This window comes from Novosphingobium sp. CECT 9465 (assembly GCF_920987055.1).
Classification (GTDB): Bacteria; Pseudomonadota; Alphaproteobacteria; order Sphingomonadales; family Sphingomonadaceae; genus Novosphingobium.
This window is the reverse complement of record NZ_CAKLBX010000001.1, coordinates 995833-1008288: the sequence shown is the minus strand read 5'-3', so window position 1 is coordinate 1008288 and position 12456 is coordinate 995833. Positions and strand designations below refer to the sequence as shown.

The window sequence follows — 12456 nt, the reverse complement described above, 5'->3', positions numbered from 1 at the left end:
CGCTAAAGCTGATCTAGGGCTGCGACAATCCATTCTCGCTGGTTTGTTGCGGTGCACACGCCCATCTGCACTCCATGAGCAATCCCTCTGCCAGAATCGGAACCGTGTTCCTTGTCGGCGCAGGTCCGGGCGACCCGGACCTTTTGACCCTGCGCGCCGCGCGGCTGGTGATGAACGCGCGTGTGCTGGTGCATGACGGGCTGGTCGATCCGTCTATTCTCGCCATGGCGCCCAAGGGTTGCCGGATGATCTCGGTCGCCAAGCAGCGGTCGCGCCACACCATGCAGCAGGAGAGTATCAACGCGCTGCTGGTGCGCGAAGCGCTGGCAGGCAACGATGTGGTCCGGCTGAAAGGTGGCGACCCGTTCGTGTTCGGGCGCGGCGGTGAAGAGGCCGAGGATTGCGCGGCGGCAGGCGTACCGGTGCAGGTCGTGCCCGGCATCAGCGCTGCGATGGGCGCGGCGGCTTCGGCCATGATCCCGCTGACTCACCGCGACAGCGCCAGCATCGTTTCGTTCGTGGCGGGCCAGTGCAAGGGCCTGACCGATCAGAACTGGGCGGGCCTTGCAGGCGTTGGCCGTACGCTGGTGATCTATATGGGCGTCGCCACGGCAGACGCGATTGCCGAAAAGCTGATGGCGGACGGGCTTGCGCCCGACATGCCCGTGGCCGTCGTTGAAAATGCGGCGCGGCCCGAAATGCGTGTGCTGCGCGGGGCCTTGGCGGGTCTCGGCGCGGTGATCGCGGGCAACAAGGTCAAGAGTCCTGCGCTCATCATCGTTGGTGACGTTGCAGGCCGGGGAGACATGATGGAATTGAAGCAAGTTTTGGAGGCGGCGAAATGAAGATCATCACCGGAAATGACCTCCGCACCGGCGACGTGATCTGGTGGACCGGCGAAGGCTGGTCGCGCCATGTCAACGATGCAGTGGACGCAGGCGAACATGCCGACGCGATCATCGCGCGCGAAAACGCCAAGCAGATCGTGACCGACACGCACGTGATCGACGCGACCGTGACCGCCGAAGGGGTGCGCCCTGCGCATATCAAGGAACGAATCCGCGCCTTGGGACCGACCGTCCGCCTCGACCTTTCCCTCAAGCCTGCCGATCCCGCTGCCGGCAACTGGGTGATCTGACATGTATCAGTATGACAGTTATGACCAGGCGATGGTCGATGCCCGCGTCGCGGAATTTCGCGATCAGGTGGAGCGCCGCCTCGCCGGTGACATTACCGAGGACCAGTTCAAGCCGCTGCGCCTGAAGAACGGCCTCTATCTCCAGCTTCACGCCTACATGCTGCGCGTTGCCGTGCCTTATGGCACGCTGAACAGCCGCCAGATGCGCCTGCTGGGGGACATTGCGGACAAGTATGACCGCGGCTATGGCCACTTCACCACGCGCCAGAACATCCAGTACAACTGGATCAAGCTGGAAGACGCGCCCGACATTCTGGCCGATCTCGCATCGGTGGAAATGCACGCGATCCAGACCAGCGGCAACTGCATCCGCAACACCACGTCCGATCAGTTTGCGGGCGCGGCGGCGGATGAACTGGTCGATCCCCGCCCTTATGCCGAGCTGCTGCGCCAGTGGTCGACCTTCCACCCGGAATTCGATTACCTGCCGCGCAAGTTCAAGATCGCGATCATCGGTAGCGAAACCGACCGTGCGGCGATGAAGCTGCACGACATCGGCATCCAGCTGGTGAAGAACGACGCAGGCGAGATCGGCTGCCGGTTCTACATCGGCGGTGGCATGGGCCGCACCCCGATGATCGCCCCGGTGATCGGCGATTTCGTGCCGCCGCTCCAGATGATTTCCTATCTGGAAGCCGCCCTGCGCGTCTACAATCGCTATGGCCGCCGCGACAACAAGTACAAGGCGCGGATCAAGATTCTTGTCCACGAAATTGGCGCAGACGAATACCGCCGCCAGGTGGAAGAAGAATTCGCGCACATCCTCACGCTCGGCCTCGAACCGCCAGCGGCAGAACTGGAGCGGATCAAGGGCTTCTTCGAACAGCCCGGTTTTGATGCCGACGCCTCGGACGATCTGGACCTGTCTGATCCCGATTTCGCGCTGTGGGTCGATCAGAACACCCATGCCCACAAGCGCGCGGGCTACACCATCGTCAACATCAGCCTGAAGCCGGTTGGCGGCATTCCGGGCGATGCTTCGGCCGACCAGATCCGCCTGATGGCCGATCTCGCGCTCGAATATTCGTTCGACGAACTGCGCGTGACTCACGCACAGAACATCGTCCTGCCGCATGTGAAGAAGGCAGATCTCTACGCTGTCTGGCAGAAGCTGGACGCGGCGGGCCTTGCCAATGCCAACCTCGACCTGATCGGCGATATCATCGCCTGTCCGGGTCTGGACTATTGCGCGCTGGCCAATGCCCGTTCGATCCCGGTGGCGCAGAAGATCTCCGAGCGCTTTGCCGACCTCGGCCGCCAGCGAGAACTGGGTGAGCTGAAACTGAAGATTTCGGGCTGCATCAACGCCTGCGGCCATCACCACGCAGGCCACATCGGCATCCTTGGGGTCGACCGCAAAGGCGTGGAGAATTACCAGCTTTCGTTCGGCGGATCGGAAGGCGCGGATACGTCGCTCGGCACGATCACCGGTCCCGGCTTCAACGAAGACGGCATCGTCGATGCGGTCGAAAAGGCCACCGACGTCTATCTCGCCCAGCGCGCAGACGGCGAACGCTTCCTCGATACGTACCGCCGCATCGGCATGGCCCCGTTCAAGGAGGCGATCTATGCCAAGGAGCCTGTCAATGGTTGAACAGAACTTGCGTTACCGCAGCGATGAGCCGGTAGGTGATCCAGCGGTGACGGTGGACGCTTTCGCCGATCAGTCGAATGCCACCGCCGTGCGGATCGAACCGGGCGACGATGCGCGCGCACTGCTGCCGCATCTTGACCGCATCGCGCTCGTGGAAGTGAACTTCCCGGTCTATGGCGACGGGCGCGGCTATTCAGCGGCGCGCATCCTGCGCGAGCATGGCTATGCGGGCGAATTGCGCGCGGTGGGCGATGTGCTGATTGACCAGCTTTCGCACATGCGCCGCTGCGGGTTCGACAGCTTCGCGCCCCAACAGCCGATCAGTGCCGAGGCCGCCGAAAAGGCCTTCGCCACCTGGCCAGAGGTCTATCAGAAGACCGTCGATGGCCGCCCTGCGATCTGGGCCAAGCGCCACCCTGCGTAAGCTTTGGGCTTGACCCCGTTTTCGCTCCGAATGGACACCTCTGCAATGGACCAGACCGTGACTCGCAATCTCGACCGCAAGATCGACCTGATCGACACCGGCCCGCGCTTCAGCGACACCGATGCGATCCGGCTCAACAACCTGTTCCGGGGTACTGATTCGCAGGATATGCTGCGTTCGGTAATCCGTGACGGGTTGGCGGGCGACCTTGCGGTGGTGTCCAGTTTCGGCGCGGAAAGCGCGGTGCTGCTGCATCTGGTGGCGCAAGTGGACAAGGGTTTGCCGGTCCTGTTCCTCGAAACGCACAAGCACTTCCCCGAAACGCTGGCCTATCGCGATCAGCTGGTCGATGTGCTTGGGCTGACCAATCTGGTGGTCGTCGAGCCTGACGCCGAGCTGATCGCAAAGAACGACGACAATGGTCTGCGCTGGTCCTGGGACCCCGATGGCTGCTGCGAGATCCGCAAGGTAGAGCCGCTGGCCAAGGCCTTGCTGCACTATGATGCCTCGATCACGGGTCGAAAGGGCTTCCAGTCCTCGACCCGAACCGGTCTGCCGCGTTTCGAGATCGACCGTTCGGACGCGCAAGGACGGTTCAAGATCAATCCGCTGGCGTCCTGGTCGAAGGACATGCTCGAAGCCTACTTTGCCGAACACGGCCTTCCGCCCCATCCGCTGGTGGCGCAGGGTTACCCTTCGATCGGCTGCGCGCCCTGCACCAGCCGGGTATTGCCGGGCGAAGACCCGCGTTCGGGCCGATGGAAGGGCTGGGACAAGACCGAATGCGGCATCCATTCGCCAACCACTGGCGAAAGCAAGCCCGACGATCTGCCGCCGGGCTACGATCCCGTCTTCTAATTTCCGACGAGCATGAATGGCGCCCAGAGCGCGGGATTGCGCGCACTTTCGGGCTTGCCTCGTTTCATCACCTTCAGGATTGCGTGCCGTAGCGCTTCGTCACCGGGCATGCCTTTGGCCGTGGCGTCCAGAATTCCCACAGACAATTGCGCCGCCACATCATCGCGGACCGGCCAATGGCTTGCGACGACGCGGCGCGCGCCTGCAAACAGAAACGCGCGCGCAAGCCCGGTGTAGCCTGCGGCGCTCGGCTGGTCCCCGGCAGCGGTATCGCAGGCAGACAGAATCACCCAATCGGCATCGAGATGCAAACGTGAGGCTTCCGAGGCAGTCAACAGACCGTCGTTCTCTGGCGTTTCTGCATCTGGCGGGGTCAAGACCAGCGCGGGTTCGCTGCGCGCGTCAAACGCACCTGCAACCAGCCCATGCGTGGCAAACAACACCACACTTGCTGAACTGTAATCGAGGTTGCGGACGGCTGTTTCCGTGGCTTCGGCTCCGGTCAGGATCGTGGCGGTAGCAGGACGCTTCACGTGCCCCGCCACCGCTGCGATTTCACGCGAGGCACCAGGCAAGGGTTGTAACCGGCTGACGCGGGCGGCGCGGGTGCCGCCACCCGCAAAGACATCGGCCCCCGCCGTTACGCGCTGGTCTCCGCTGAGCGCAGGCGCACCAATTGCCACGAGATTGCCGCGCGTCGCCTTGCGGGATGAGGCACGGCCCAGCGTAGCCAACGAGGGGACCACCGAAACTGCATGATCTTCCACAAGCCAGCGGGTCGATGCCAGCGAAGGCCCCGCGCGGCTGGCAAGGAGGGTGAGCGGCAGGGCAGAGAGAATGTCCCCTGTAACCACCCGCAACCGCTGTTTGGCGGGCACGAGTGCGGCCACGTCGGGGGTGAACACCGCCCGGTAAATCTCGTGGGCGGCGGTCGTATCGAAAGGAACGAGTGTGCCACTTTCCGTGCCCGCCCTGATCCGACGGACAAGACCACGTAGTGCTTCACGGCGGATCGGCGCACGACCGATGGCAAGCCGATCACGCGTGATCGCCATGGTATAAAGCCCAAGGTCGCTTTCTTCGATCACCAGCAGCGTTTCATCGGGTGCGAGCCTACCTTGCGTTTCCGCAAGCGTGACGGGGCGCGGGCGCAACAGCGAGCGGAATCCGGGCGCTTCTGCATCGAGTTCGGCATCCAGCGCAACCAGCACGGCGCGCGAATCGTCCACCGCCTTTTTCAGCGGCGCGTGATCCGTGCCCTGCTCCAGCCCTGCAGCGCGCAGCAGCGCGGCATCGGCATCCGCAAGCTTTCCCGCAGCCTCCTGTCGGCGACGCAGCAGCAACCCCAACTCGGAATTGCCCGCCTGTTCGCGCGCAGTCACCGCCACCGCCGCGCGGCTGGCGTCAGTCTCCACCAGCACCTGCAATACTTCGAAGGTAAAGTCATTGTCACCAGCCAGCACCGCCGTTTCGAGCGCCTGGCTGAACGCCTCGATATTGTCGATCACACCGACAACGCGATTTTGTGAAACTTCAAGGCTGTTATTGACTGCAATCGAAGTACGAAACGCATCACGCACTTCGCCAAGGCCCTCTGCCGTACGCCCGCGCAAGGCCTTGATCCAGCCGAGCGATATACGGCTGTTGAGCGTCTGGAAATGCGTTGGGGGGCGCAGAAGCTTGAGCACACTGGCAGCATCGATAGCCATCGATTCACCCTCATCCAGACGCCCGGCATGAACGTAGGACTGCGCCAATTTGAACTTGTTCAGAGCTACCGCAAGGTCATGTTGATGGGGCATTTCCGCCAATAGCGCGATACCCGCCTCACGCATCTGCAGGCCGAGATTTCTATCACCGGCTCGGTCGGCGGCCGTACCGCCGTTTATCAGCGCACCTGCCTGCGATGGCACCGCCCCGCCGATAGCAAATTGCTGAGCAGACTTTTGAAAGAAGGGAAGTGCTTCAGCGGGCCGGTCCGACATGAGCAACGCGACACCGAGAGCCGAAAGCGAATCCGCGCGCTCACCTATAATAGTTGTCTTCAGTTGTTCACCCACGTCTACAGACTGCCTCAACCACGGCACTGCTTCCTGAATGCGGCCCTGCATAAGCAGTTCTGTGCCCAACAGATTCGGTAGCTTGGCACGGTAAGGCTGATTTGGTCTTAGGCTTTCGATTTCCGATACCAACTGCCTTAGCAGCGGCTCTGACCGTTCAGGCTGGCGGGAGTAGACTAGTCCGATCGCATACTGAAATGCAGCATCAACACGTTCGTCATCGCCGACGGGACGAAGCTTGCCTAGAACCTCCCAACCATGGCGAGTTCGTGCGAGACCTTCGTCAAGTTTGCTTTGACTAATCAGCAAACGACCAAGCATTGTGTCTGCCTGGGCAATTTCGATGCTGTCTTCGGGAAAACGGCGCGCGAGCAAAGTACGTGCCCGCCGCACTAACACCGCCGCATCGCTATACTCTTGACGCTGGGAACGGACATCCGCTTCAGCAAGCAATACTTCTGCTTCTCCGAGAAGGTCACCGCGCACGAGCGCCTTTCTTGCCTGCCCAACGGCGTCATCCGCATCGGCCAGCCGATCAAGCTTAGCGAGAATGATGGCTCGCTGCGCCAGCAAGCGCACCCTGACGGATATGTTCTTTTCTAGTGCAAGCATCGCGTCACACTTATTCAGTGCGGCGATCGGCTGAGTTGCGATATCCAAGTCAAACTCTGCAGACCCTGCCACTGCATGGCCTGAGAAACCGACCATGAGTGCCGCAAAAAATGTGAGCCTGGCTGTCCCGATCCAGTTGCACTTCTTATCCATGCCACCACTATGGATGGAAAATCACTTATCGCAAGAATTTTTGAGCTTACAATTAGATTTTCTCAAGTGAATCCTGAAAGGGCGGCAGTATGTTCAAAATGCTTTTTTCGACAATGTTCGGAAATACGATTGTCGATGATCTCAACGGACTTATCCGCTGATACTCAGATTTTTCAAATCAAAACAGTGTTGACGGACTCCGGCAAAATTAACGCCCGTGAGCATCGAACCCCTCGATTGTGCTTGCGCATGCTCGTAGATTCGAGCTCTGCGCTGCGCCTCTGATGGCGCAGCGCCAGTGCCTTTCAGCACAACATCATTTCAACCAGCCCGCCTCGCGATACCATGCGGCGGTAGCGTGAAGGCCCATTTGGGTCTCGACCTGCGGGGTCCACAGCGATGGTGGCGGCTGCATCCCCTCGCCCACGCGCCAATCGGGGTGGCACATGTAGCCGACGCGATCGAGCGTCAGCTTCGCGCCCTTGCCCCGGAACCGGGCGTCGAGCTTCGCACCCAGCCGCAGCATTCCCGCGGGCAGGTTCATCGCCGTCACGCGCGTACCCACGGCCATGCCGATGGCCTTGGCGATCTCGTTGTGAGTCCAGCCACCGGGCCTGCCGTCATCCGGTTCGAAGATCATGTGCGTCACCTCCTCGCCGCCGGGGATCAGCGCGAGCAGCAGGCGCGCGAGATCGTTGACGTGGATGAGCGAGGCGTGGCCCTTTGGCGGAACCGGCAGCAGCCCGAACCGCGCCGCCTTGAACATGTCCAGCGTATCGGTATCGCGCGGGCCATAGACCCATGGTGGGCGCACCACAGTCCAGTCGAGGCTGCTGGCCTTGACCACCTTTTCCCCGCGCAACTTGGATTTGCCATAGACCGACAGGTCCGGCTCGCGCGCCGACAGCGAGGAGACATGGACGAAGCGCGGCACACCGGCATCGAGCGCTGCGTTGACCACGTTGAGCGTACCCCAGACGTTGCCGTCCTCGAACCCTTGCGGATCGGGTGCATTGACCACGCCTGCGATGTTGAGCACGACACTGGCCTTGCCGACCAGCCGTTGCAGGGCGCGGCGGTCCGAAAGGTCGCCCTGCACCCACTCCACCCCTACGCGCGCTTCCTGCGGGCGGCGGGCGAGCGCACGGACCTCGATCCCGGCACGGGCGGCAAATTCGAGAACGGCCTGCCCGACGAACCCGGTCGCCCCGGTGATCGCCAGCAATTCTGCGGCCATTACAGCAGCACCATCTGGTCGCGATGGATCAGGGCAGAGCGCGGCGCATAGCCGAGCAGGTCTTCATGATCGCGGCTGTGGTGGCCGATGATCCGCGTACATTCTGCGGCATCATATTCGCAAAGACCGCGCGCCAGCGTCTGTCCATCGGGACCAAGCACAGCAATCGCATCGCCGCGCTGAAAATCACCTTCGACGGCCGTCACGCCCGCCGCCAGCAGGCTCGATCCCCGCGCAAGGGCACTTGCCGCCCCCGCATCGACGTGGACAGAGCCGCGCATACGCATCTTTCCGCCCAGCCACGCCTTGCGCGCCTGCTTGCGCCCGCGCGGCAGGAACAACGTGCCACTATCGGATTGCAGCGCCGCGCTGATCGGTGCGACCGGCTGCCCATCGATGATGGCCAAGGCAATGCCCGCAAATTCGGCGATCTCGGCGGCCTGCAACTTGGACGTCATACCGCCCGAACCCAGCCCGGAGGACGATCCACCGGTCGCCATGGCATGAATCTCCGGCGTCACCCCGCGCACGACCGGAATGCGCACGGCATCGGGCTGGCGCGGGTCACGGTCATAAAGGCCATCAATGTCGGACAACAGCAGTACGGCGCTGGCCCCCGCCGCCTGCCCGACGCGCGCGGCCAGGCGATCATTGTCGCCAAAGCGGATTTCCTGCGTGGCGACCGAATCGTTTTCGTTGATCACAGGCACCGCACCTGCCGCAAGCAACGTGCCGAGGGTGGCGGTGACATTCAGATAACGGCGGCGGTCTTCAAGGTCTTCCAGTGTCAGCAGAATTTGCGCCGCGGTCAGCCGATGCGCGGCCAGCAGTTCGGCCCACAACCCGGCGAGCGCAATCTGCCCGACCGATGCTGCGGCCTGTGCATCAGACAGACTGCCGCGCCCGCCCTTGGCAAGACCCAGCTTGCGCGCGCCCAGGGCAATAGCCCCCGAAGATACGACAATGACTTCCTGACCCGCAATGCGCGCGGCGGCGATTTCCGCCACCAGCGCGGCCAGCCATTCACGGCGCGGCTGCCCGTCCTTGCCGACAAGCAAAGCCGAGCCGACCTTGACCACAAGACGCGGACAGATGGTGGCATCGGTCAAATGGGCAAGCTGGCTGATCTTCATGGCTGAGCCGCTTAGGGTAATTGTGACAGGGCGTGAAGGCCTACCGGTCGCACTTGTAGCCCACCCCGGCGATCCGTTTGCCGGCTTTCAGATGGGAGACCAGGGTTTCTCATCCTCGGCATCTTCCACTTCACCGGTCGGGCGCTCTGTGACAGTCGCTGCGGGCAGGTGGGCCAGCACCGCATCGAGCAAAGCGTCGATGCCCTTGCCGGTTGCGCCGGAAATCGGAAACACCTTGTCCGCACCCGCATCGAGCAGTTCCTTGGCGAAGGCCTGCACCAATTCCTTGTCGACCAGATCGATCTTGTTGAGCGCGATCAGGCGGGGCTTTTCATCCAGTCCCGCCCCATAGGCTTCCAGTTCGCCTTCGACGACGTGCATCGCCTCGACCGGATCGGTGTCGCTGTGAATATCGATCAGATGGATCAGCACACGGCAGCGTTCGATATGGCCAAGGAAACGGTCGCCGATCCCTGCGCCGTCAGCGGCACCTTCGATCAGGCCGGGAATGTCCGCCAGCACGAATTCGCGATTGCGATGGCGCACCACGCCCAGTTGCGGGCGCAATGTGGTGAACGCATATTCGCCAACCTTGGCCTTGGTATTGGTAAGCTGGTTGATGAACGTCGATTTTCCTGCGTTGGGCAAACCAACAAGGCCAGCGTCGGCCAGCAGTTTCAGCCGCAGCCAGACGTACATCTCCTCACCCGGCCAGCCGGGGCCGCACTGGCGCGGCGCGCGGTTGGTGGACGATTTGTAAGACGCGTTGCCGCGCCCGCCATCGCCGCCGCGCAGCAGCACCACGCGGGTGCCCACTTCGGTCAGGTCGAGCAGGACGGTCTCACGATCATCGTCCAGAACCTGCGTACCCACCGGAACGCGGATTACCAGATCTTCGCCGCCTGCGCCCGTCCGGTTGGTGCCCGCGCCGCCATGGCCGCGCTGCGCCTTGAAATGCTGGGTATAGCGGAAGTCGATCAGGGTGTTCAGTCCAGCGACGGCTTCGAACACGATGTCGCCGCCCTTGCCGCCGTTACCGCCATTGGGACCGCCGTATTCTTCATACTTTTCGCGGCGAAAGCTGACCGCACCGGGGCCGCCAGCGCCCGAACGAATGAAGATTTTTGCCTGGTCGAGAAAATGCATGACGGGTCACTGGTCCAACAACAGGCCCGGAAGAACTGCCGATAGATCCGGCAAGCTGCGTCCTGAACCGCGGCCAATCCAACCCGTTCATGGTGAGCTTGTCGAACGCTGCCGACCGACAGGAACCGCGCAAGGCCTGCAAGAAAACATGCGGTTCTGATGATACCTGGTGGTGGAGCCGAGGGGGATCGAACCCCTGACCTCGTCATTGCGAACGACGCGCTCTCCCATCTGAGCTACGGCCCCGTTCCCGGTATCGCTCCCAACGGCCTGCGCCGCCGGAAGCGCTGCCCTTAGCGCAGCACCCCCGGCGTGACCAGACTCAATTTCGCCAATTCAGCGGGGCTGGCAGGTCAGCTCCCGGCTCCGCTGACAGACGATGACAATTCAACGGGTAACGCGACCATGGGCTGCACAGCGCTGACCGGCGCCCCGTATTGCGCTTCCCAGATAGCCAGTTCGTTGCGGTAGATTTCATAGCGGCGGTAGAAATCATCGAACACCACTTCGATGCTTGGCAGGCTGCGCACGGCGAAGGCTTCCAGATCGGCCGACTTGATCGCAGCACCGTCGCGCGTAACGGCGGTCACCGCATCGCAAAAATCGGTGAGCGTCGGCGGCAGGGCGTAATGATTGTAAACCGCCGTGATGTAGCTTTCGCGTGGTGCAATGAACTTGGCCCCGTAACGGGCCTTGAATTCGCCATCCAGCGCCTTGTTCACCGCATTCAGCGCCTTTGCATGCGTGGTCAGGAACACCTTGTAGCGCGGCAGGATATCGGCGTGCTGTGGCGCGGTACAATTGAGCGCCGCGACGTTATAGGCCGAACGCAGATTCCACACCATCTGGGCGGTCGAGATGTTGCGGTTGAGCGAATGGCGCAGGCCATTGGCATCCGCCGGTGGCACGGCGATCCTGTCCGAAGCCCCGTTTGGCGGCTTGGGCTTGGGCGGAATTATCACCACCTTGGGAGGCGGAGGTGGCGGAGGTGGCGGAGGTGGCGGTGGCGCACACGAGGCAAGGCCAATGGCCAGCGCCGAGACAAGCAGGGTTGGCGCAACAGCGCGCCTGAAACAAAGCATTCGCATTCCCCCGGACATTCCGTTGACGGCAGCATTCCGAGACGGCTCAGAATGTTGCGCCCGGCATCCTTTCTGCAAGCTGAAACCGTTTACTAGCGCGACTACGCGGGTTTGAGAATCCCCCGAACATGGAAAACCCGACGAGCCGAAGGCTCGCCGGGTCGTTAATTCCATTCACGTCGGATAGATCAGCGGCGTTCGCCCATGAACTGGAGCAGGAACTGGAACATGTTGATGAAGTCCAGATAAAGGCTGAGCGCGCCGAGAACGACGGCCTTGCCCGCAAATTCCGTGCCCGCAACATAGGCATATTCCTGCTTGAGGCGCTGGGTATCATAAGCGGTAAGGCCCGCAAAGATCAGCACACCAAGGAAACTGACTGCCCAGGCAAGGCCCGGCGACTGCAGGAAGATGTTGATCACCGAAGCGATCAGCAGACCGAACACACCCATGATCAGGAAGCTGCCGAAACCGGACAGGTCCTTCTTCGTGGTGTACCCGAACAGGCTCAGACCAGCGAATGCGCCCGCGGTCGCGAAGAATGTCACTGCGATCGAAGTGCCGGTGTAAACCAGGAAGATCGTCGACAGCGACAGGCCCATCGCCACGCTGAAGCCCCAGAACATGCCCTGGATGGCCGTGGTCGAGAACTTGTTTGCGCCAAAGCTCATGAACAGGACGAAGGCCAGCGGCGCCAGCATGATCAGCCACATCAACGGCGTACCGGCCACCGCCTGAGTCATCCCCGATGACGCAGACAGCAAGGCGACCACGCCCGAAAGCAGCACACCCGACGCCATGTAATTGTAGATCGACAGCATGTGACGGCGCAGGCCAGCGTCGAAAACCTCGCCGCGAGCCGAAACGCCGGAAAGGCTCGGAGACGCGCCGAAGCCCGTTCCGGTGGGCCGAGGGTCGTTCCAATTTGCCATTTTCAAAGCTCCGTTCTGTGGCCCCAT

12 protein-coding genes and 1 tRNA gene are annotated in these 12456 nt (G+C 62.2%); 6 read left to right on the top strand and 7 right to left on the bottom strand.

Going from position 1 to position 12456, the window contains the following annotated elements; all coding sequences use genetic code 11:
• Positions 1 to 74: 74 nt before the first annotated feature.
• The 5 genes from cobA to LUA85_RS04900 are packed head-to-tail and all read left to right on the top strand — an operon-like array spanning position 75 to position 4074.
• Complete coding sequence (gene cobA / locus LUA85_RS04920; RefSeq protein ID WP_231467461.1) at positions 75 to 845, top strand: uroporphyrinogen-III C-methyltransferase; 771 nt, start codon at positions 75 to 77, stop codon at positions 843 to 845.
• Positions 842 to 1138 (top strand): DUF2849 domain-containing protein, encoded by a 297-nt coding sequence (locus LUA85_RS04915; protein WP_231467459.1) that lies wholly within the window; start codon positions 842 to 844, stop codon positions 1136 to 1138. The genes cobA and LUA85_RS04915 overlap by 4 nt, the downstream gene beginning before the upstream one ends.
• A 1-nt stretch (position 1139) precedes the next feature.
• On the top strand, positions 1140 to 2792 hold the full coding sequence (locus LUA85_RS04910) for a nitrite/sulfite reductase (protein ID WP_231467457.1): 1653 nt from the start codon (positions 1140 to 1142) through the stop codon (positions 2790 to 2792).
• Complete coding sequence (locus LUA85_RS04905; protein ID WP_231467455.1) at positions 2785 to 3216, top strand: DUF934 domain-containing protein; 432 nt, start codon at positions 2785 to 2787, stop codon at positions 3214 to 3216. The genes LUA85_RS04910 and LUA85_RS04905 overlap by 8 nt, the downstream gene beginning before the upstream one ends.
• A gap of 45 nt (positions 3217 to 3261) precedes the next feature.
• The gene (locus LUA85_RS04900) at positions 3262 to 4074 is read left to right on the top strand and encodes a phosphoadenylyl-sulfate reductase (protein ID WP_231471770.1); all 813 of its coding nucleotides are present in this window, start codon (positions 3262 to 3264) and stop codon (positions 4072 to 4074) included.
• Here the strand turns inward: LUA85_RS04900 and LUA85_RS04895 are convergent.
• On the bottom strand, positions 4071 to 5876 hold the full coding sequence (locus tag LUA85_RS04895; RefSeq protein ID WP_231467453.1) for a CHAT domain-containing tetratricopeptide repeat protein: 1806 nt from the start codon (positions 5874 to 5876) through the stop codon (positions 4071 to 4073). The two genes, LUA85_RS04900 and LUA85_RS04895, sit on opposite strands and share 4 nt — an antisense overlap.
• Before the next feature lie 675 nt (positions 5877 to 6551).
• Here LUA85_RS04895 and LUA85_RS04890 point away from each other — a divergent pair.
• On the top strand, positions 6552 to 6737 hold the full coding sequence (locus LUA85_RS04890; protein ID WP_231467451.1) for a hypothetical protein: 186 nt from the start codon (positions 6552 to 6554) through the stop codon (positions 6735 to 6737).
• 478 nt (positions 6738 to 7215) lie between these two features.
• Here the strand turns inward: LUA85_RS04890 and LUA85_RS04885 are convergent, their stop codons facing one another.
• The 6 genes from LUA85_RS04885 to LUA85_RS04860 form a co-directional block, all read right to left on the bottom strand.
• On the bottom strand, positions 7216 to 8136 hold the full coding sequence (locus LUA85_RS04885) for an NAD(P)-dependent oxidoreductase (RefSeq protein WP_231467449.1): 921 nt from the start codon (positions 8134 to 8136) through the stop codon (positions 7216 to 7218).
• A complete protein-coding gene (gene proB / locus LUA85_RS04880) occupies positions 8136 to 9269 on the bottom strand; it encodes a glutamate 5-kinase (RefSeq protein ID WP_231467447.1) in 1134 nt (377 codons plus the stop codon). The genes LUA85_RS04885 and proB overlap by 1 nt, the downstream gene beginning before the upstream one ends.
• 87 nt (positions 9270 to 9356) lie before the next feature.
• A complete protein-coding gene (gene obgE / locus LUA85_RS04875) occupies positions 9357 to 10415 on the bottom strand; it encodes a GTPase ObgE (protein ID WP_231467445.1) in 1059 nt (352 codons plus the stop codon).
• A gap of 170 nt (positions 10416 to 10585) precedes the next feature.
• Positions 10586 to 10661: transfer RNA gene (locus LUA85_RS04870), tRNA-Ala, on the bottom strand.
• 107 nt (positions 10662 to 10768) lie between these two features.
• On the bottom strand, positions 10769 to 11497 hold the full coding sequence (locus tag LUA85_RS04865; RefSeq protein ID WP_231467443.1) for a hypothetical protein: 729 nt from the start codon (positions 11495 to 11497) through the stop codon (positions 10769 to 10771).
• 188 nt (positions 11498 to 11685) lie between these two features.
• Positions 11686 to 12429, bottom strand: coding sequence for a Bax inhibitor-1/YccA family protein (locus LUA85_RS04860; protein WP_231467441.1), 744 nt, complete (start codon positions 12427 to 12429; stop codon positions 11686 to 11688).
• Positions 12430 to 12456: the final 27 nt, after the last annotated feature.

Bases quoted from the DNA above. Each gene is read 5' to 3' on its own strand.
- cobA (WP_231467461.1), top strand. From the start codon at position 75: ATGAGCAATCCCTCTGCCAGAATCGGAACCGTGTTCCTTGTCGGCGCA.
- LUA85_RS04915 (WP_231467459.1), top strand. From the start codon at position 842: ATGAAGATCATCACCGGAAATGACCTCCGCACCGGCGACGTGATCTGG.
- LUA85_RS04910 (WP_231467457.1), top strand. From the start codon at position 1,140: ATGTATCAGTATGACAGTTATGACCAGGCGATGGTCGATGCCCGCGTC.
- LUA85_RS04905 (WP_231467455.1), top strand. From the start codon at position 2,785: ATGGTTGAACAGAACTTGCGTTACCGCAGCGATGAGCCGGTAGGTGAT.
- LUA85_RS04900 (WP_231471770.1), top strand. From the start codon at position 3,262: ATGGACCAGACCGTGACTCGCAATCTCGACCGCAAGATCGACCTGATC.
- LUA85_RS04895 (WP_231467453.1), bottom strand. From the start codon at position 5,876: ATGCCCCATCAACATGACCTTGCGGTAGCTCTGAACAAGTTCAAATTG.
- LUA85_RS04885 (WP_231467449.1), bottom strand. From the start codon at position 8,136: ATGGCCGCAGAATTGCTGGCGATCACCGGGGCGACCGGGTTCGTCGGG.
- proB (WP_231467447.1), bottom strand. From the start codon at position 9,269: ATGAAGATCAGCCAGCTTGCCCATTTGACCGATGCCACCATCTGTCCG.
- obgE (WP_231467445.1), bottom strand. From the start codon at position 10,415: ATGCATTTTCTCGACCAGGCAAAAATCTTCATTCGTTCGGGCGCTGGC.
- LUA85_RS04865 (WP_231467443.1), bottom strand. From the start codon at position 11,497: ATGCTTTGTTTCAGGCGCGCTGTTGCGCCAACCCTGCTTGTCTCGGCG.
- LUA85_RS04860 (WP_231467441.1), bottom strand. From the start codon at position 12,429: ATGGCAAATTGGAACGACCCTCGGCCCACCGGAACGGGCTTCGGCGCG.